This is a genomic window from Microbacterium sp. SSM24 (assembly GCF_025989145.1).
Lineage (GTDB): Bacteria > Actinomycetota > Actinomycetes > Actinomycetales > Microbacteriaceae > Microbacterium.
The window spans coordinates 23,627-41,834 of sequence record NZ_JAPDNQ010000002.1; the positions used below are offsets into that span (position 1 = coordinate 23,627).

An 18,208-nucleotide genomic window follows, 5' to 3' on the forward strand; every position below is an offset into this window, starting at 1 on the left:
GGTACGGACGGCGCCCGGCCGGCTGATCCTCGATCTACTCGGCGAGCCAGCGGCGCAGTGCCGCCTCGGATGCGCGCTCCGCATCAGCGACCGCGTCGCCGTCGTGCTCGTCCTCCGCCTCGCCGTCGCGCCGCGCGGGCACGGGCATCTGGTCGGAAGCGGAAGCGGAAACGGCGTCGGCCGTCGCGCGCGCGGCGGCGAAGTCGATCGGCGACGGGAGGTCGGCGAGATCGATCTCGGCGGTGTCCTGTGTCGTGGGGTCGACGGGGTCGTCTTCGTCCGCCGCCACCCACTGAGACAGTTCCTCGGGGTCGTAGGCGTCGGTCTGCATCGAGGTGTCGACGTCGACGGCAGAGGCCGCAGGCATGCGGTCGAGGAGCGCGATCGCATCCGAGACGTCGAGCGGGGCATCCATGACGATGTCGTCGTCTGCGACCCCGGCGGCGAGCGTCTCGAGCAGACCCACGGCGTCGTCGACCACATCGGCGCGACCGGTCTCGTGACCGTGGACGAGCCACGAGGCGAATTCGAGCTCGGCGTACAGGCGCGCGCGCTCGCGGGCGCGCGCGTCGGGGGCGCGGCCGCTCCCGGCGACGTACGCGGCGTACACGTCGTCGGCGGCGGCCGGAGCGGACGCGAGCCACTGCAGGTCCGTCGCGGGATCGCCGACCGAGAGCCCGTGCCAGTCGAGCAGGCCGGTCACGGCGGGGGCGCCGTCGACGTCTTCGAAGAGGAAGGATGCCGCACCGGCCCCGCCGAGCACGACGGCCGATTCGAAGCGCCACAGTTCGTCGGTGTCGAGAGCGCGACGCCACCGCGACAGGAGTGCGACCGGGACCCGCTTCGTGGCGGTCGCGCGCTCCAGCAGGCGTGCCGCGTCGGTGCGCACCTGCTGCGGCGTGCGAACGGGGAGTCCCTCGGTGCGCACGATCGAGAGGGGCAACGCGTGCAGGGCTGCGAGAGCCGCGCCCACCGAGGTTGCTGCGCCGCGACCGGGTGGGAGGTGGGCAGGGTCGACCCGGTAGCCGGGGAGGAAGTCGAGCACCACAGCGCGGGTGTCGCCGAGGCCGGCCTCGCCGAGCAGTTCGGGCGCACGGAAGGGGAGGAGGCCGCGGACACCCGGGGTCAGGGCGCGCAGCGCCCGCACCTCGGCGGCGAGCTCGGGAAGCACGGCGGAGTCTGCGGGGACGCGCACGACCACACGACGGCCGTCGTCGAGCTCGGCGACGGCCGAGTCGTAGCGACCGGCGATGCCTTCGGTGAGCGCGCCGACTCCGACGACGCCGACCCGGGGGAGAGCCGACGTGACCGACGCGGCTAGAGTGAAGGGTGAGCGTGCCATGTGCCCAGGGTAGGTCGGCGTCGCTCGTCCACCCCCGCGCCACGCCCTGGCTCGCCCTCTCGGAGAAAGCGGAGATCCTCGATGACGGCGCCCGACAGCACGCGGTTCCCCCCGCTTGCCGGAGTGGGTGTCGATCGTGCGGCCGAGGAGCGAGCACATCCGGGGATCCTCGACACGGCGCGCGCCGATCCTTCGGCCCGCGTGCTCCTCGTCGCCGGTGACCGTGCACCGCTGGCCACCGCTTCTGCCCTGCACTGGGTGGCTCCCGACGCCGTACCCGCCGACGCGGAGTGGGCGTTCCTCGGACGCCACGCGTCCGGTCACGCCCTCCTCGCCGCCGTGTTCGAGGCTGCCGAGCCCGATCTGTTCGAGGCGCCGGGAGGCTGGGGAGGACTGCGTTCGGTCGGAGGCGGGCTCTCCGAGACGGATGCCGCCGCCTTCGTCGAGGCGCTGAGCCTCGCCGGGTGGCTGCTCGACGCGCCGTACTGCCCGGCGTGCGGAGCGCTCACGACGCTCGGCGATGCGGGCTGGTCACGGCGCTGCCCATCGTGCGGGCGCCAGCACTTCCCGCGCACCGATCCCGCGGTGATCGTCGCGATCACGAGCGCCGTGGATCCCGACAGACTGCTCCTGGGCTCGAACGCGCTGTGGGGCGCGCACCGATTCTCGTGCTTCGCGGGTTTCGTGGAGGCCGGCGAGTCACTCGAGGCGACGGTGGTCCGCGAGGTCGCCGAGGAGGCCGGCATCCAGGTCGCCGACGTACGCTATCGCGGCTCGCAGGCGTGGCCGTACCCGCGATCGCTGATGCTGGGATTCCTCGCGACGGCGGTCGACGACGCGGCCGCGCGACCCGACGGCGACGAGATCGTGGCCGTGCGGTGGTTCACGCGCGACGAGATCGGTGCGGGACTGGCGGGCGAGGGCGATCTGCGTCTTCCGGGTGCGGCGTCGATCGCGCACCGGCTCATCAGCGACTGGTACGAGGGGCGCGCGTGAGCGGGCGTGCACTCGACGGCCTCGACGAGCGGCAGCTCGAGGCGGTGCAGGCCCTGCGCGGACCCGTGGCCGTGCTCGCGGGTGCCGGGACGGGCAAGACCCGCGTGATCACGCACCGCATCGCCCACGGCGTCGACACCGGCGCGTATTCTCCGGGGCGCGTCATGGCGGTGACCTTCACCGCGAAGGCGGCGGGCGAGATGCGAGGGCGGCTGCGCGCGCTGGGCGTGGACGGGGTGTCCGCGCGCACCTTCCACGCGGCGGCGCTGGCTCAGCTCAACTACTTCTGGCCGACACTGGCCGGTGACACCGCGCCCGGCATCGTCGACAACAAGGTGCGGCTGCTCGCGCATGCCGCCGACGGGATCGGGCTCGATCCGGATGTCGCGACCCTGCGCGACGTCGCGAGCGGGATCGAGTGGCGCAAGGTCTCGATGCTCAGCGTCGACGCGTACGCCGCGGCGCGGCCCGGCGGGATCGGCCGCCTCTCGATCGAGCGGGTCGTGGATCTGCAGCGGGCCTACGAGAAGCTCAAGGACGAGCGCCGCCAGCTCGATTTCGAGGACGTCCTGCTCGCGTGCGCGGGCATGCTCGAGGCGGAGGCGCACGTCGCGCGCGCCGTGCACGAGCAGTACCGGCACTTCACGGTGGACGAGTTCCAGGACGTCTCGCCGCTCCAGCACCGCCTTCTGGAGCTGTGGCTCGGCGATCGTCGTGATCTGTGCGTGGTGGGCGATGCGAGCCAGACGATCTACTCGTTCGCCGGCGCCGACGCCCGCTACCTGCTGGAGTTCGAGGGACGCCATGATGACGCGAAGGTCGTGCGTCTCGAGACGAACTACCGATCGGATGCCGCGATCCTCGACGTCGCGAACCAGCTGATGCGCAATCGGCCGGGCGCGCTCCACCTCCTCGCCGAGCCACGGCGTCGCGCGGCAGACGAGACCCCCACCGTCACGGCCTATGAGGACGACCAGGCGGAGGCGCGCGGCGTCGCGGCCCGCATCTCGGCGCAGATCGCCGGGGGCGTCGACCCTCGGCGCATCGCCGTCCTGTATCGCGCTCACGCTCAATCGGCCGAGTTCGTCCGCGCGCTCGCGGACGCGGGAATCGCGTCGACCGTGCTCGGCGGGAAGCGCTTCTTCGATCTACCCGAGGTGCGCCAGGGGATCATGGCGTTGCGCGCGGCATCGGTGGCCCCCATCGACAGCGGTTTCGTCGACACCGTCCGCGACGTGCTGCGCTCGCTCGGACTGACCGATGAGCCGCCCCAGGCCGGGGGAGCCCTCCGCGACGCGTGGGAGCTGCGCGCCGCGCTCCTGCGCCTCGCCGAAGAGGCGCCCCCCGGAACCACGCTTCGCACGTTCGCCGACGAGCTCACCGCGCGGGCGAAATCGCACCACGAGCCGGCTCTGCGCACCGTGACGCTCGCGACGATCCACGCGGCGAAGGGACTGGAGTGGGACCACGTGCACCTCGTCGGCGTCGCCGAGGGGCTGCTCCCGATCGCGTATGCGACGACGTTCGAGCAAGTGGACGAGGAGCGCCGACTGGCTTACGTCGGCATCACGCGGGCCGCGCGTACTCTCTCGGCATCGTGGGCTCGAGGTGTGCGGGAGCGTCAGCCGTCGCGATTCCTTCGAGAGATCGGCAACGGCAGTCTGCGTGCGGTCGGTGCGTCCGCAGCGCCCGGTGGAGCGAGCCGGCGCGCAGGGTCAGCGAGTGGCCGTGCACCGCAGGATGGCGCGCGTTCGCGGTGAGCATGCGGCCGGCGACGATGCCCGCCTCCCACAGCACCGACGGATCCACCTCGTCGACGACGCGCCCGACCAGCTGCGCGGCCAGGGCCGGCCACGCGGGGTCGGCGTCGCGCTGGGTCGCGGCCAGACACGACAGGCAGGCGGTCTCTCCGGGCGTGATGAGGGGTCCGACCTCGGCGGTGCCGGGCCCGAGCGCGAGGGGCAGGTGGGGTCGGTCGCTCGCCATCAGCGCGCGCGCGAAGGCCGGCGGCACGACGCGGTGCGCGACGACGACGACGGGAGCGGCATCCGGCATCGCTCCGCCGGGCGCGTCGAACGGATGCGCGTGCGCGACCGCACACCCCGCCGAGGCCAGCGCACTCGCGACGACGTCGAGCTGCTGCGCCGGGACCTCGCCGGCGGCCTGAAGCACCACTTCCAGCTCGGATGAGCCGGGGTGGGCGAGCGCCGGGTCGATGAGCTGCAGGAAGGCCTCGGCGGCACGAGCGGACGCGCCGACCGCGACCGCGAAGGGAACGGCGGCCGCTTCGGGAAGGCCGTGCTCGAGTTCGCGAACGAGTCGCTGCTGCCACCGGGTCGGGTCGGGGACCACGGCGACGGCATCGATGCCGAACTGGAGGGACGTCGCCGTGCGCCACAGCGGCGGGTGAGCGGGATCGATGCGCAGCATGGCCCGAGTCTCACCGGATTCCGGCGGCGCGCGCGGTTCTCCACAGCCCGAGGGCCGTCGACGGGACGGCGTCGCGCGCTGGGGAGGAGGCTAGACCGGTCGGTGGTCGTCGGGGGTGCTGCCGTCGTCCGGATCGCCGGGCGCTTCGGTCCCGCCCTCCCCGGGCTCGTCGCCGGCGAGCAGCTTCGCGAGGGCGTCGTCGAACTCGTCGCGCGCCGGCTCCTCGCCGCGCGCGCGTGCCTCGAGCCGGGCGACGAGCGCCGCGGGGTCGTCGATGTCGTCGGCGCCGGGCATGAGATCGGGGTAGTCCCACAGCGCGTCGCGCGCTGCCGGGCCGACGGCATCCGTCACCGCCCGCCACATGGCGGCCGCCTCGCGCATGCGTCGCGGCCGAATCTCGAGGCCCACGAGCGATCCGAGCGCGCGCTCGGCGGGACCGCCGACCGCGCGGCGACGGCGGACCGCCTCGGCGATGCGATCGGCGGAGGGCAGCCGCGAGGTGGCGTCAGCCGTGACGACATCGACCCACCCCTCGATCGTCGCGAGCAGGTTCTCGAGGCGGGCGAGCGCGGCGTTCTGCGCCTCGGATCGTGCCGGCAGCAGCGCCCCGGACTCGAGAGCCGTTCGCAGCTCTTCCGGCTCTGACGGATCGAAGCGCGACGCGAGCTCCTCGAGCGCGTCGGTGTCGACGTGCACCCCGCGCGCGAAGTCGGTGACCTGCGAGATCACGTGCAGGCGCAGCCACCGTGCGTGACGGAACAGTCGTGCGTGGGCGAGCTCGCGCGTGGCGACGTAGAGCGCGAGCTGGTCCTCGGGCACCTCGAGGTCGCGCCCGAAATCAGCGAAGTTCTGCGGCAGGATCGCCGCCTCGCCATCGGGCATCAGCGGGATGCCGACATCGCCGCCGCTGACGACCTCCTTCGACAGGTTCCCGACGACCTGACCCAGCTGCGACGCGAAGAGCGAGCCGCCGACGGTGCGCATCAGTCGGCCGGCGCCCTGCACGAGTCCCTGCATGTCTTCGGGCGCCTGCTCGCTGAGTGCGGACGTGAGCGCGTCGGCGATGCTGGTGGCGACGGGCTCGGCGAGCTGCTGCCACACCGGCAGCGTCGCCTCCACCCAGCCGCCGCGCGTCAGCGTCTTCGGTGGGCTCGGCAGCTCGGAGATCGTGGTCGCCTCGCTCAGCCACAGCGTCGCCAGTCCGAACGCCTGGTCGAGGTCGGTGCGCTGGCCGGTGGTGACGCCCAGGCCGTCCTGGTTGGCGATGTGCAGCGCCTGACGCTGCGCGAGCTCCCACGAGATCCCGCCGTCCGACCCGCCCGCGAATGCTCCCTGCAGATGCTGCATCACGGTCCGCATCATGGCCGGGTCGATGTTCATGCCCGACAGGCGTGAGAGCTGCTCCGGGTCGATGTCGCCCGCGCTGCCGCCGAAGAGCTGGCGGATCAGCTCCTGGAACTCGTCTTCGGGACTGCGGTCGTCGTCTGCCACTTCTGCCGCCTTTCAGCCGGTTCATGGGAGTGCGTTCTACGCTAGTCCCAGCATCCATCGCACTTCCCGGCAGAGCCCCCGAACTCCTTACGCCGGTCGCGAACGACCAGGCAGAGAGAGGTCCCGCGTGGCCCTGTTCGACGAGAACGTCACCATCACGCCCGCGCCTCGGCGACGCATGTCGCGAGGAGCGCTGATCGGCGTGTGGGCGCTCGCCGTCGCGCTGGTCGTGCTGCTGATCATCACCTTCCTGCCGACCTCGTATGTGATCCAGCGCCCGGGGCCGGTGTACAACACCCTCGGCACGGCGACGTCCGCCGAGGGGGAGCAGGTGCCGCTCATCTCGGTCGAGGGAGCGGAGACCTACCCGACCGACGGAGCGCTCGACCTGCTGACCGTGCAGGTGGTCGGCAACCGCGAGCGCACGCCGTCGTGGTTCGAACTCGCGATGGCCTGGTTCGACCCCACCAAGGCCGTCCTGCCCATCGACGTCATCTTCCCCGAGGGGACGACCACCGAGGAGCGAAACGCCGACAGTGCGGCCATGATGGTCGACTCCCAGCAGGAGGCCACCGCGGCGGCGCTCACCGAGCTCGGCTACGACGTCGGGGCGACGCTCACCGTGCACTCGCTCGTCGACGACTCCGCCGCCGAAGGCGTGCTCGTCGAAGGGGACGCCATCCTCGCCGCGAACGGCACGCCCGTGACCGATGCCGCCACCCTCCGCGAGATCGTCAACGAGGGCGGCGGCGATCCCATCGAGCTGCTCATCGAGCGCGAGGGGGAGCAGGCGACCGTGTCGGTCACCCCGAAGGAGGTCGAGGTCGACGGCGAGCCGACGCTTCTGCTCGGCGTGACGCTCATGACGGCGTACGACTTCCCGATCGACGTCACCATCCAGCTGAACAACGTCGGCGGTCCGAGTGCGGGCATGATGTTCGCGCTCGGGATCATCGACACCCTCACGCCGGAGGAGCTCAACGGCGGCGAGAACGTGGCCGGCACCGGCACGATCACGGCCGACGGCACGGTGGGGCCGATCGGCGGCATCCGTCAGAAGCTGTGGGGCGCGAAGGATGCCGGCGCCGACTGGTTCCTCGCGCCCGAGGCCAACTGCGACGAGGTCGTCGACCATGTGCCCGACGGCCTCCAGGTGTTCTCGGTCGAGACGCTCGACGACGCGCTCGCCGCTCTCGCGGTCGTGCGCGAGGGCGGCGATGTCGATGCGCTCCCCACGTGCACGGCGGCGAGCTGAGTCCGAGCCCGGATTTCTCTTGGATTTCGCCCAGCGCGGACTCGGCGGGCGCTCAGAACCGCGCACCTAGGATGGAACGGTGACCACGACCTCCGCGCCGACCCCGGCCACACCCTCCCGCTCTCGACGCGTCATAGCGATCTCGCTCGCGATCATCGCAGCCCTGGTGGCTGCGTTCTTCGTGTTCGCGAACCTGTACGCGGACTTCCTCTGGTACGACCAGCTGGGCTTCGACTCCGTGCTGCTCACGCAGTGGATCGCCCGTGTGGTGATGTTCGTGGTCGGCTTCCTCGGCATGGCCGTGCCGGTGTGGCTCGCGATCCAGCTCGCCTACCGGCTCCGCCCGGTCTATGCGCGACTGAGCTCGCAGCTCGACCGCTACCAGGAGGTCGTCGAGCCGCTCCGCCGCCTCGCGATGTGGGGCATCCCCATCTTCTTCGGCTTCTTCGCCGGGTTCGCCGCGTCGGCGCAGTGGGAGACCACGTGGCTGTGGTTCAACGGCGTCGCCACCTCGACCGTCGATCCCGAGTTCGGTCTCGACACCGGCTTCTACCTCTTCGCGATGCCGTTCTACAGCGCACTGGTCGGCTTCCTGTCGGCGGTGCTGCTGGTGTGCCTGCTGGTCACGGCGCTGGTGTCCTACCTCTACGGCTCGGTGCGCATCGGGCAGCGCGAGCTGCGCATCTCGAAGTCGGCGCGCATCCAGCTCGCCGTGATCGCGGCCCTCTACCTGCTGGTGCAGGGCGCGAGCCTGTGGCTGGACCGCTACAAGACGCTCGTCGAGCCGGGTGACCGCATCACGGGTCCCGGCTACACCGGCGTGAACGCGATCATCCCCGGGCAGACGATCCTCGCGCTCGCCGCCGTCGTGGTGGCCATCCTGTTCTTCGTCACCGCGGTGATCGGCCGCTGGCGCTTCCCGCTCATCGGAACGGCGCTCCTCGTCGTCTCGGCGATCGTGCTCGGGATCGGCTACCCGTGGGTCGTCAACACGTTCCAGGTGCAGCCGAACCGCTTCGCGCTCGAGCAGCCGTATTACCAGCGCAACGTCGACATGACCCACGAGGCCTACGGCGTCGACGGCCTGGAGAAGCAGGACTTCCAGGCGGTGACGGATGCCGAGGCCGGCCAGCTGCGCGAGGACGCGGCCACGACCGCGCAGGTGCGCATCATGGACCCCGCGATCATCTCGCCCAACGTGCGGCAGCTGGAGCAGTTCCGCGGGTACTACCAGTTCGCCGATCCGCTGGACGTGGATCGCTACGACATCGACGGCATCTCACAGGACACCGTCGTGTCGGTGCGCGAGCTCGACCTCGACGAGCTCGGTGCCGCGGCCGACTGGCAGAACACCGCCGTCGTCTACACCCACGGCTACGGCCTCGTCGTCGCCAAGGGCAACGACCGCACCGGCGACGGCGACCCGGTCTTCCTCGAGCGCGGCATCCCGGCATCGGGCTTCCTGTCGGACTCCGAGGACTTCCAGCCGCGCGTCTACTTCGGTGAGTACTCGCCGACGTACTCCATCGTCGGCGCCCCCGAGGGCACCGACCCGGTCGAGCTCGATTACCCGGTCGGCGGCGACGGCGGCAGCGAGACGAAGACGACGTTCGAGGGCGACGGCGGGCCGAGCCTCGGCAGCGTTTTCAACCGCCTGATCTACGCGCTGAAGTTCCAGGCCGAGCAGATCCTGTTCTCGGACTACGTCAACGAGGACTCGCAGATCCTCTACGACCGCGACCCGAGTGCCCGCGTGCAGAAGGTGGCGCCGTACCTCACGCTCGACAGCGACCCGTACCCGAGCGTCGTCGATGGACGCGTCGTGTGGATCATCGACGGCTACACCCTCAGTGCGAACTACCCGTACTCGTCGACCGTGAGCCTCGCGTCGGCGATCTCGGACTCGAGCAACCCCGCGCCGCGTTTCGCGCTCGACGACATCAACTACATCCGCAACTCGGTGAAGGCCACGGTCGACGCGTACGACGGATCGGTGAAGCTGTACGCCTGGGACGAGGAGGACCCGCTGCTGCAGGCGTGGCAGAACGTCTACCCCTCCACCGTCCTGCCGATCAGCGAGATGTCGGGCGAGCTCATGAGCCACGTGCGCTACCCGACCGACCTGTTCAAGGTGCAGCGCACGGTGCTCGGTATCTACCACGTCGACGACGCCAATTCGTTCTACCAGAGCGACAACCGCTGGCAGACGCCGAACGACCCGCAGGCCGACACGCAGCTTCAGCCGCCGTACTACCTCACGATGCAGATGCCGGGTCAGGACTCACCGTCCTACTCGATGTTCACGTCGTTCATCCCGTCCTCGACGACGGGCAACGCGCGCAACGTGCTCATGGGCTACCTCGCGGTCGACTCCAACGCGGGCAGCGAGGCGGGCGAGAAACGCAAGGACTACGGCAAGCTCCGGATGCTGGTGATCGACGCCGATACGACGGTGCCCGGTCCCGGTCAGGTGCAGAACACCTTCAACTCCGATCAGCAGGTCTCCTCGCAGATCAACCTGCTCAAACAGGGGCAGTCCGAGGTGCAGAACGGCAACCTGCTGACGCTCCCGGTCGGCGGCGGGCTGCTCTACGTGCAGCCGGTGTTCGTGCAGTCGTCGGGCGCGACCAAGCTGCCGAAGCTGCAGAAGGTGCTGGTCGCCTTCGGCGACGACATCGCCTTCGAGGACACGCTGAACGAAGCCCTCGACACGCTGTTCGGCGGCGACTCCGGTGCGAGCGCCGGCGACGACGACGTGGAGCCGACGCCGGGCGCGACGCCCACGCCGACGCCCACGGAGCCCGACGAGCCGACGGTGCCGTCCGATGAGTACCAGGCGGCGCTGCAGGAGGCTCAGGAGGCCATGATCGCGCGCGATGCCGCTCTCAAGGCCGGCGACCTCACCGCGTTCGCCGAGGCGGATGACGCTCTGACGGCCGCCGTCGAGAAGCTGATCGAGCTCGGCGCGCAGCCGTAAGCCCCGCGGAGTCTGATCCCGGTCCCTCTCGAGGGGCCGGGATCAGCTCGTGAGGAACCAGTACCAGATCAGCAGCAGGGTGACCATGAACCCGGCGAGCTGGTTGAGCCACAGGAACCGATCCCACCCGCGGGTCGCGTCGGTGGCCGTCTCATCGGTGATGCCGCGGTACGGCCACACGGTCAGCAGGTACGGCACGGCGACGAGCGCGGCGAGCGGCCCGGGCCACGCGGTCGCCAGCATCACCAGACCGGCCGCGGCGTAGCAGGCGAGCGCGAACCGCACGGTCCAGCGGGCTCCGCGCGCGGTGGCGATCGAGGCGATGCCCGCCTCGCGGTCGGCCGCGACATCCTGCACGGCACCGAAGGCATGCGAGGCGACGCCCCACAGCGCGAACGCCGCGATGACGGCGGCGAGCTGCCACGTCCACACCGCGCCCGCCAGCACGAGTCCGTACACGGCGGGGGAGAAGAAGTGGATGCTGCTGGTCGCCGAGTCCGCGAACGGGACCTCCTTCAGGCGCAGCGGGGGCGCGCTGTAGAAGACGACGAAGAACAGGCTCGCAGCGAGCACGACCAACGACACCGGCGAGCCGGCCAGCACGAGGTACACGACGAACGGCGCGCACGAGATCGCCGCGGCCCACAGCGTGGCCGTGTGCAGGCGGCGGTCGAGGATCGCACCGTGCGCGCCGCCTTTTCGCGGATTGCGCAGGTCGGATTCGTAGTCGAACACGTCGTTGATGCCGTACATGGCGAGGTTGTAGGGGATGAGGAAGAACAGGGTGCCGACGATCAGCGTCGCGTCGACCTCGCGGACGGTCAGCAGATACGCCGCCGCGAACGGGTAAGCGGTGTTGATCCAGCTCACCGGTCGCGACGACAGCACGAGCTGTCGCACCACCGTGCCCGCGCGGAGCGGGGCGGCGTCGCTCATGCGGCGGCCTCGATCGGGTGGCGCGGCGTCAGCAGCACGTAGACCGCGGGAATCAGGAACGCGGCGCACACCGCGTAGGAGAAGTCCTCGATGGGCGCGAGTCCGATCCGCACGCCGCTGAGGTGCTCCTCGGGGTAGGTGAACAAGCCGGCGGCGATCATCAGGTTGTCGAACACCGCGGTGAGGCCGACGAGGACGGCCGTGGCGATGCCCGATGCGGCCATGCGGCGCCCGAACTCGGGCCGGGGCAGCGTCGCAAGCACCACGATCAGGGTCAGCAGGGCGAACGGCACCACGATGAGAGCGTAGGTCACGGAGCATGCACCTCTGTCCGCGGCGTCAGGAGGCGCCGTGCCCCACCCCAGGTCACGAGTGCGAGATAGCTGAGGAACGCGAGGAAGAACGGCTCCTCGATCGGGAGATGCGGCGCGAGGTCGACGCCGATCAGGAGCACGCTCTCTCCCTTGACGAACACACCGGTCGCGATGCCGACGGCGTCCCACGCGAGGAAGACCGCCGTGCCGATCGCGACGGCGGCGGCGGTTCGGCCGGGGGCTCCCCAGGCCGCCAGGTGCCACCGGCGGTCGAGAAGCGTGATTCCGGCCGCCGAGACGAGGATCGCGGCGAGGTAGAGGCCGGGCACGTCACACCCTCGCCGGCTCGGCGAGCGGGCCGGGTGAGCGATCGCCGCGGAGCCGCTTGAGGACGAGCTCGGCCGAGATGAGGCACATGGGCAGGCCGATGCCGGGCAGGGTGGATCCGCCGGCGTAGGAGAGGCCGTCGACCTTGCGTGACGCGTTCCGTGGCCGGAACATCGCGCTCTGACGGAGGGTGTGAGCGAGTCCCAGAGCGTTCCCCCGCCACGCGCCGAGGTCCGCGGCGAAGTCGCCGGGGGCGATCGTGCGGCGCACGACGATCCGCTCCGCGAGGTCGGGCACGTCGCACCACGCGGAGATCTGCGCGATCACACGATCGGCCGCCGCCTCGATCGCGGCGTCGCCGCCCCCGTCGACCCCGCCCCGGCCGAGCCCCGGGTCGGCGGGGACCGGCACCAGGACGAACACGTTCTCGTGCCCGGCGGGGGCGACGCCGGTGTCGGTGGCGCTGGGCCGGCACACGTACAGCGAGGCCGGGTCGGAGATGCGGGGGCTCGGGCCGAAGATCTCGTCGAAGTTGGATCGCCAGTCCTCGGTGAACAGGAGCGTGTGGTGCGCGAGCTGCGGCAGCTCTCCCTCGACGCCGAGCAGGAGGAGGAGCGCGCCCGGGCTCGGGGACCGCTTCGCCCACCACTCCTCGGGGTAGGTCTGCTGCTCGCGGGGGAGCAGCGTCGTCTCGGTGTGGTGAAGGTCGGCCGTGGACACGACGAGGTCGGCTTCGACATGGCGGCCGTCGACCAGGGTCACACCCGTCGCGACGCGCCCGGCGGTCGAGATCGACGCGACGCGCGCCCCGGTCTCGATGCGGGCGCCGGATGCCTCGGCCAGGCGCGCGATCGCGCGGATGATCTCGGTGAACCCGCCGCGGGGGTAGAGAACGCCGTCGTCGAGATCGAGGTGGCTCATGAGGTGGTACAGGCTCGGCACGCCGTACGGCGATCCGCCGAGGAAGACCGCCGGGTACCCCAGGATCTGCCGCAGCCGCGGGTCGTCGAAGCGGCGGTCGACGTGCGAGGCGAGACTGCGGGTCAGCAGCGGCGCGAGCTGCGGCACGCGGCGCAGGAGCGCGGGATCGCGCAGCCCCGCGGTCGACTCGTACGTGTCGTAGAGGAACCGTGTCACGGCGAGGTCGTAGGCGTCGCCCGCCGAGTCCAGGTACGCCGACAGCCGTGCGCCCGCTCCGGGCTCGACCGACTCGAACAGCGCGGTCGCGGCATCCCGTCCCGATCTCACATCGAGCGGCGCACGCTTCGTCGCCGGGTCCGAGTAGACGCGGTACGCCGGATCGAGACGCACGAGGTCGAGCTGCTCCGCGGAGGTGGTGCCGAGGAGGCGGAAGAAGTGGTCGAACACCTCCGGCATGAGGTACCAGCTCGGGCCGGTGTCGAAGCGGAAGCCTTCGCGTTCCCACGATCCGGCGCGGCCGCCGATCTCCTCGCGAGCCTCGAGCACCGTGACCGACCAGCCGTCGTGGCCGAGGAGCGCGGCGGTGGCGAGCCCGGCGATTCCTCCGCCGACGATCACCGCGCGCCCGGCGGCGCGTGGAGGTGCGGCGGTCATGCCCGCGCGTCCTTGGGGGCCAGTCCGAGCAGCGCGCGGGCGGCGAGCACGGCCTTCACGCGATCGGGCACCCGCACGCGCTGCGCCGGCTCCGGCGTCGCGCGCAGCCGTGCAGCGAGCTCGCCGAAGAGGTCGTGGGCGGCGGTCACCGCGCGCCGGCAGTCCGCAGGCAACCGGGGAATGACGGCCGCCGCCGCCGCGAGATCGGCGTCGATGCGATCGAGCACGCCTTCCCGGGTCGTGGCGCCCGAGGTGAGCCCGAGGTAGTCGCGGCCGAGTGCGGTGTCGTCGTGGTCGAGATCGCGGAGGAAGTTGACGTCCTGGAAGGCGGCGCCGAGGCGGCGGGCGCCGTCGATGAGATCCGGAGCGGGCGCCTGCGGATGCTGCGCACCGGCGTTGACGAAGACCTGCAGGCACATCAGTCCGACCACTTCCGCCGACCCGTACACGTAGGCGTCGTGCGAGGCGTCGTCATGCCGCTGGGTCGAGAGATCGGTGCGCATGGAGGCGAAGAACGGCCGGATGAGGTCCTCGCCGATCCCGCACTCGCGCGCGGTCCGCGCGAAGGCATGGACGATGAGGTTGGCGCTGAAGCCGCGGTCCACGGCGACGAGCGTCTCGGTCTCGAGGCCGTCCAGCACGTCGCGGGCGTCGTCTGCGGAGAGGCCGGCGGCGGCACCCGGACCGTCCACGATCTCGTCGGCGACCCGCACGAGCGCGTAGATCACCCTCACGTGGGGCCGGGGGCGGGATCCGAGCAGGCGGCAGGCCAGTCCGAACGACGTCGAGTACCGTGCGATGACGGTGGCGGCGGCATCCTGGGCCGTCTGATCGTAGAGCGCGAGCCCTGTCGCCACGCGGTCGCGCGGACCGTCCTTCACGGGATCCGCCTCTCCATGCCGTCCGCGAGGTCGCGCAGCAGGGCGCCGGCGGCGGGTGTCAACGACGGCTCCTGAGCGGCCGTGCGCACATCGTCGAGAGTGTCCTCGATGAAGGCGCGCAGGCGCACCGGGGCGCCGCTCTCCTCGAGGGCGACCTGGGCCTCGCGCACGGCGATGGGGCCGGTGTGCGCGGCCGCGAGCGCGTCGCTCACGCGACTCCACGACGGCGTCTGGCTTGCGAGGGCGACCAACGGCGTGCGCTTGGCCTCGCGCAGGTCGCCGCCGCTCTCGCGCCCCGCCTGGGCGGCGGTGCCGAAGGTGCCGATGAGATCGTCCACGAGCTGGAAGGCGAGGCCGAGGCGTCCGCCCGCCGTGGCGAGGATCTCGATCGCCGCGTCGGATGCGCCGGCGAGCACCGCGCCGGCCTGGAGCGGCGCGCCGAACGAGTACACGGCCGTCTTGTTGTGCGCGGTGTCGAACACGTCCTCGGCCGAGGTCTCGGGCGCCCCGATGCTGTTCTCGACATCGGCGAGCTCTCCGGCGGCGGACACGTACACGGCATCGTCGACGAGCGCGTAGAGGCGCTCGCGAGCGACCGGGTCGACCTCGGCGAACGCGACGAGGCGCAGGGCCTCGTGCAGCAGCAGGTCGCCGGCGAGGATGCCGGCCGCATCTCCGAGGAGGGCCGCGCCCGCGGCATCCGCACCCCGGGCTGTGGCGCGCTGTCGGAACTCGCCCGCGACATTGGGTACGCCGCGCCGTTCGGTGTCGTGGTCGATCACGTCGTCGTGCACGACGAACGCGGTGTGCAGCAGTTCGAACGCGGCAGCGACGGGGTAGAGGCCGGGGGTGGCGCGTGCGTCGCCTCCGAACGCGCGGAAGGATGCCTCCACCAGCGCCGGCCGGAACCGCTTGCCCCCGCGCGTGGCGCGGGCGAGAGCCTGGCCGAGAGCGCCGAAGCCCGGCCCGAGCCGGGCCGCGCGCGCGACGACGCGCGAGACCGCATCGTCGATGGCCGCATCGACGCCGGGAGAGGCGGGGAGGGCGATCACGACGCCCGCCGTCGCTGTGCGACCGTGTCGAACAGGTGCAGCTGCTCGGCCTGGAGCACGAGCCACGGACTGAACGCCCACGGCGTGGTCTGGAGCGAGGCGGCGAGTTCGGCGGGGTCCACCCAGCGGGCGTCGACGACCTCGAGCGGGTTGAGCACCGGCTCGTCGCGGGTGAGGGCGGTGTACACGGGGCAGACCTCGTGCTCCACGATGCCATTGGCGTCGGTCGCGCGGTAGCGGAAGAGAGGGAGCGCCAGCTCGATGTCCTCCAACGTGAGGCCGAGCTCGAACTCGGCACGGCGGTGCACGGCGGTGAGTACCGGCTCAGCGGGCTTGGGATGACCGCAGAACGAGTTGCTCCAGACGCCCGGCCAGGTCTTCTTGTCGAGGGCGCGGCGGGTGACGAGCACCTGGCCGTCCTCGTTCACGACGTGGCAGGAGAAGGCGAGATGCAGCGCGGTGTCGGTGCCGTGGACGCTGCTCTTCGGGGCCGTGCCGATCGCCCGTCCCTCGTCATCGAGGAGGACCACGTGGTCGGCATCAGTCATCGGCTTCCTCCCGGCTAATCGCTAGTTTAGCTAGCGATATGGTGCGTCCGATGATACAAGGGTAGGGAGGGAGTGTCCACAATGGTCAGGCCTTGGTCGCCCGCCACACCTCACGACCACGCGGTCATGCAGGTGCTGCTGGCCGTGCGCGCGTTCAGCGACTCGATGGACCGCATGCACGGGGACATGAAGGGCGACATGGACATGAACGCCTCCGACCTCTCGGCTCTGCGCATGCTCATCATGCGCGAACAGCGCGGTGAAGTGGTCAGCCCGCACGACCTCGCGCACCACCTGCGGATCTCCACGGCATCGACGACGAAGCTGCTCGACCGTCTGGCCGCCGCCGGGCACGTCGAGCGGCGCCCGCATCCCACGGATCGCCGCGCACGCGTCATCGCGCTCACGCCGCGATCCCGGCAGACCTTCTTCCAGCACTTCGGCGAGCGCCTCCAGGCCATGCGCGGCGTGGCGGACCGGTACAGCGACGACGAACTGGCCGCGATCGCACGGTTCCTGAGCGAGCTGGGAGACGTGCTCGGGTAATGAGAAGAGGGCCCCCGCGATGCGGGGACCCTCTTCTTTTTGTTGCGGGGACAGGATTTGAACCTGCGACCTCTGGGTTATGAGCCCAGCGAGCTACCGAGCTGCTCCACCCCGCGGCACAAGAAGTTAGCCTAGCACGCTTTCGACGGGGGTCGCGCCGAGGTGCGCCTTCGCTTGCTCCCGGGTCCGGGCCCGCGCGAGGATGAACGTATGCCGGAAGAGCGCGATCGCGACCCTCTCGACGACCGCGTGGACGGGCGCGACGAGACGCCGACCGAGCGCGCCGACCGCAACTGGAACGAAGTCCTGCAGGAGCTGCGCGTCCTGCAGACCGGCACGCAGATCCTCACCGGATTCCTCCTCGCGCTCGCGTTCCAGCCGGCGTTCGCCGACCTCACCGCAGGGCAGCGCTCGATCTACCTCCTCCTCGTCGTGGTGTCGGCACTGAGCGCGATCATCGCGCTCGCTCCCGTCGCCCTTCACCGCGTGCTCTTCCAGCAGCGCGCCAAGGCCGAGGTCGTCTCGTACGGGCACGCGGCCCTCATCACCGCGCTCTTCACCGTCTCGGTGCTCATCGTGGGCGTCGTCGCCTTCGTCTTCGACGTCGTCGTGGGGGATGCCGCGGCATGGTGGGCGCTCGCCATCCTGGCGGTGGTCATCGTCGTGCTGTGGTTGGTGGTCCCCGCGATTCTCCGGGCACGCGTGCGGATGGGAGGAGCACGATGACGGCATCGGATGCGATCGGGATCGGGGTCGCGCAGTTCGCGCCGACGGCCGATACGGCCGCCAACCTCCACACGATCCGGCAGCTGACGGCCGCGGCATCCGCCCGCGGGGCGCGTCTGGTGGTGTTCCCGGAGTACTCGAGCTATTTCGTGGACCCGTTCGACGCATCGCTCGTCGAGAACGCGCAGGAGATCGACGGCGCCTTCACGCGAGCCCTCAGGCAGATCGCCGCCGAGTTCGACGTGCATGTCGTCGCCGGGCTGCTCGAACAGGCGGCGGACGAGCGCCGGGTGCGCAACACGGTCGTCGCGGTGGACGCCTCGGGGCTGCTGGCGCGCTACCGCAAGCTCCATCTGTACGACGCATTCGGTCAGCGCGAGTCCGACTGGGTCGAGCCCGGCACGATCTCACCGCCCGAGACCTTCACGATCGAGGGCGTCGCGTTCGGGCTCATGACCTGCTACGACCTGAGATTCCCCGAGGTGGGCAGAACCCTCGTGGATGCCGGCGCCGACGTGTTCGTGGTCCCGGCGGAGTGGGTGCGCGGCCCCCTCAAGGAGCACCACTGGCGCACTCTCCTGCACGCCCGTGCGATCGAGAACACGGTGTTCGTGGCGGCAGCCGACCATCCGCCGCCCCTCGGAGTGGGCTGCTCGATGGTGGTCGACCCGCAGGGAGTCGAACTGGCGGCTGTCGGCACCGCGACCGATGTCGCCGTCGCGTTCCTCGACCCGTCGGTCGTCGGGCGCGTGCGCCGGGTGAACCCTGCGCTGCGCTTGCGTCGATTCGGCGTCACGCCCCTCGAGGGCTGA

16 protein-coding genes and 1 tRNA gene are annotated in these 18,208 nt (G+C 71.2%); 7 read left to right on the top strand and 10 right to left on the bottom strand.

The genetic code is table 11. The features are described 5' to 3' along the window. Positions 1-34 precede the first annotated feature (34 nt). Entirely contained in the window at positions 35-1,342 is a 1,308-nt protein-coding gene (locus OL358_RS12070) for a phosphotransferase (protein ID WP_264710315.1), read from the bottom strand. A gap of 81 nt (positions 1,343-1,423) precedes the next feature. On the opposite strand from OL358_RS12070, the gene nudC reads away from it, so the two are divergent. Together nudC and OL358_RS12080 are read left to right on the top strand one after the other, a co-directional pair. Continuing rightward, positions 1,424-2,338, top strand: a complete 915-nt coding sequence (gene nudC, locus OL358_RS12075) for an NAD(+) diphosphatase (RefSeq protein WP_264710316.1) — start codon at positions 1,424-1,426, stop codon at positions 2,336-2,338. After that, entirely contained in the window at positions 2,335-4,098 is a 1,764-nt protein-coding gene (locus OL358_RS12080) for an ATP-dependent helicase (RefSeq protein ID WP_264710317.1), read from the top strand. Before nudC ends, OL358_RS12080 begins: the two co-directional genes overlap by 4 nt. Positions 4,099-4,858: 760 nt before the next feature. Here the strand turns inward: OL358_RS12080 and OL358_RS12085 are convergent. Then, positions 4,859-6,259: a zinc-dependent metalloprotease gene (locus OL358_RS12085; RefSeq protein WP_264710318.1), complete on the bottom strand. Its 1,401-nt coding sequence runs from the start codon at positions 6,257-6,259 to the stop codon at positions 4,859-4,861. 127 nt (positions 6,260-6,386) lie between these two features. On the opposite strand from OL358_RS12085, the gene OL358_RS12090 reads away from it, so the two are divergent. Together OL358_RS12090 and OL358_RS12095 are read left to right on the top strand one after the other, a co-directional pair. Further along, entirely contained in the window at positions 6,387-7,514 is a 1,128-nt protein-coding gene (locus OL358_RS12090) for a PDZ domain-containing protein (protein WP_264710319.1), read from the top strand. A gap of 79 nt (positions 7,515-7,593) precedes the next feature. Then, positions 7,594-10,491, top strand: a complete 2,898-nt coding sequence (locus OL358_RS12095; protein ID WP_264710320.1) for a UPF0182 family protein — start codon at positions 7,594-7,596, stop codon at positions 10,489-10,491. A gap of 42 nt (positions 10,492-10,533) precedes the next feature. On the opposite strand, the gene OL358_RS12100 is transcribed toward OL358_RS12095, so the two are convergent. The 7 genes from OL358_RS12100 to idi are packed head-to-tail and all read right to left on the bottom strand — an operon-like array spanning position 10,534 to position 16,124. Next, positions 10,534-11,427 (bottom strand): prenyltransferase, encoded by an 894-nt coding sequence (locus OL358_RS12100; RefSeq protein WP_264710321.1) that lies wholly within the window; start codon positions 11,425-11,427, stop codon positions 10,534-10,536. After that, a complete protein-coding gene (locus OL358_RS12105; RefSeq protein ID WP_264710322.1) occupies positions 11,424-11,741 on the bottom strand; it encodes a lycopene cyclase domain-containing protein in 318 nt (105 codons plus the stop codon). Before OL358_RS12105 ends, OL358_RS12100 begins: the two co-directional genes overlap by 4 nt. Beyond that, the gene (locus tag OL358_RS12110) at positions 11,738-12,070 is read right to left on the bottom strand and encodes a lycopene cyclase domain-containing protein (RefSeq protein ID WP_264710323.1); all 333 of its coding nucleotides are present in this window, start codon (positions 12,068-12,070) and stop codon (positions 11,738-11,740) included. The genes OL358_RS12105 and OL358_RS12110 overlap by 4 nt, the downstream gene beginning before the upstream one ends. A 1-nt stretch (position 12,071) precedes the next feature. Beyond that, positions 12,072-13,643, bottom strand: a complete 1,572-nt coding sequence (gene crtI / locus OL358_RS12115) for a phytoene desaturase family protein (protein ID WP_264710324.1) — start codon at positions 13,641-13,643, stop codon at positions 12,072-12,074. Further along, positions 13,640-14,524 carry a phytoene/squalene synthase family protein gene (locus tag OL358_RS12120; protein WP_264710325.1) on the bottom strand — a complete coding sequence of 295 codons (885 nt, stop codon included), beginning with the start codon at positions 14,522-14,524 and terminating at the stop codon, positions 13,640-13,642. Before OL358_RS12120 ends, crtI begins: the two co-directional genes overlap by 4 nt. After that, complete coding sequence (locus OL358_RS12125) at positions 14,521-15,576, bottom strand: polyprenyl synthetase family protein (RefSeq protein ID WP_264710326.1); 1,056 nt, start codon at positions 15,574-15,576, stop codon at positions 14,521-14,523. The genes OL358_RS12120 and OL358_RS12125 overlap by 4 nt, the downstream gene beginning before the upstream one ends. Beyond that, complete coding sequence (gene idi / locus OL358_RS12130; RefSeq protein ID WP_264710327.1) at positions 15,573-16,124, bottom strand: isopentenyl-diphosphate Delta-isomerase; 552 nt, start codon at positions 16,122-16,124, stop codon at positions 15,573-15,575. Before idi ends, OL358_RS12125 begins: the two co-directional genes overlap by 4 nt. A gap of 81 nt (positions 16,125-16,205) precedes the next feature. Between idi and OL358_RS12135 the strand changes: the two genes are divergently transcribed. Continuing rightward, positions 16,206-16,670, top strand: a complete 465-nt coding sequence (locus OL358_RS12135) for a MarR family winged helix-turn-helix transcriptional regulator (RefSeq protein WP_264710328.1) — start codon at positions 16,206-16,208, stop codon at positions 16,668-16,670. A 42-nt stretch (positions 16,671-16,712) separates the two neighbouring features. Here OL358_RS12135 and OL358_RS12140 read toward each other — a convergent pair. Then, positions 16,713-16,786: transfer RNA gene (locus OL358_RS12140), tRNA-Met, on the bottom strand. Between the two features lie 94 nt (positions 16,787-16,880). On the opposite strand from OL358_RS12140, the gene OL358_RS12145 reads away from it, so the two are divergent. Together OL358_RS12145 and OL358_RS12150 are read left to right on the top strand one after the other, a co-directional pair. Next, positions 16,881-17,396, top strand: coding sequence for a DUF6328 family protein (locus tag OL358_RS12145; protein ID WP_264710329.1), 516 nt, complete (start codon positions 16,881-16,883; stop codon positions 17,394-17,396). Further along, complete coding sequence (locus OL358_RS12150) at positions 17,393-18,208, top strand: carbon-nitrogen hydrolase family protein (RefSeq protein ID WP_264710330.1); 816 nt, start codon at positions 17,393-17,395, stop codon at positions 18,206-18,208. Before OL358_RS12145 ends, OL358_RS12150 begins: the two co-directional genes overlap by 4 nt.

Coding starts and splice junctions, on each gene's coding strand:
- crtI (WP_264710324.1), bottom strand. CDS start 13,643: ATGACCGCCGCACCTCCACGCGCCGCCGGGCGCGCGGTGATCGTCGGC.
- OL358_RS12135 (WP_264710328.1), top strand. CDS start 16,206: ATGGTCAGGCCTTGGTCGCCCGCCACACCTCACGACCACGCGGTCATG.
- OL358_RS12100 (WP_264710321.1), bottom strand. CDS start 11,427: ATGAGCGACGCCGCCCCGCTCCGCGCGGGCACGGTGGTGCGACAGCTC.
- idi (WP_264710327.1), bottom strand. CDS start 16,124: ATGACTGATGCCGACCACGTGGTCCTCCTCGATGACGAGGGACGGGCG.
- OL358_RS12145 (WP_264710329.1), top strand. CDS start 16,881: ATGCCGGAAGAGCGCGATCGCGACCCTCTCGACGACCGCGTGGACGGG.
- OL358_RS12150 (WP_264710330.1), top strand. CDS start 17,393: ATGACGGCATCGGATGCGATCGGGATCGGGGTCGCGCAGTTCGCGCCG.
- OL358_RS12070 (WP_264710315.1), bottom strand. CDS start 1,342: ATGGCACGCTCACCCTTCACTCTAGCCGCGTCGGTCACGTCGGCTCTC.
- nudC (WP_264710316.1), top strand. CDS start 1,424: ATGACGGCGCCCGACAGCACGCGGTTCCCCCCGCTTGCCGGAGTGGGT.